This window comes from Rhodococcus sp. EPR-147, from assembly GCF_001647185.1.
In the GTDB taxonomy this organism is placed as follows: Bacteria; Actinomycetota; Actinomycetes; order Mycobacteriales; family Mycobacteriaceae; genus Rhodococcoides.
In genome coordinates this window covers 1-553 of sequence record NZ_LVCU01000105.1, presented here as the reverse complement: position 1 = coordinate 553, position 553 = coordinate 1, and the positions used below count along the sequence as shown (strand labels likewise).

The following is a 553-nucleotide window of genomic DNA, read 5'->3' as shown; positions in this document are numbered from 1 at the left end:
TCGGAAGATCTCACCGATGTACGCGGCGGCGAGCAGTGACAGTGCCGCGGCGCCGAGCCAGTACGGATTGCCGCCGGTCACCCCCTGCACCACCGGTCCGATTCCGAGTCCGATGATCAGAATGATCACCACGGCGGGCAATCCGCGGAAGATGTCGGTGTAGACACGCGCCGGCCAGCGCAGCCAGCGTGTGCGAGACAGCCCGGCCAGGGCCAGCAACATGCCCAGGACCGTACCGATGATGCCCGACGCCAACGCCAGAATGAGCGTGTTGGGCAGGCCTACCTTGAACAGGTCGGGGATGGCGGACTTGTACAGCGACCAGTCGAAGAACGTATCCCCCAGCTGTGCCAGCGTGGATTTGGGTTGAACGGCAACGGCTTCGGGAGCGTCCGCGTCGTTCTGTGCTGCGATGGCAGCGAAGTCGGGTAGCTCGGGCTCGGGGGCGGCCTTGCTGCCGGGCTTGAAGCCGTCGGGCAATTCGCGTGGAACCCAGTCGGAGTACAGGGTGGCCCAGGTGCCGTCGGCGATCACCGCGTCGAGCCCGGAGTTC

Annotated in this window: 1 protein-coding gene; it reads right to left on the bottom strand. The window is 66.0% G+C overall.

All coding sequences use genetic code 11. The features are described 5' to 3' along the window. Positions 1-553 (bottom strand): ABC transporter permease subunit (locus tag A2J02_RS05045; RefSeq protein ID WP_156516098.1); only part of this gene is annotated, 553 nt, incomplete at both ends.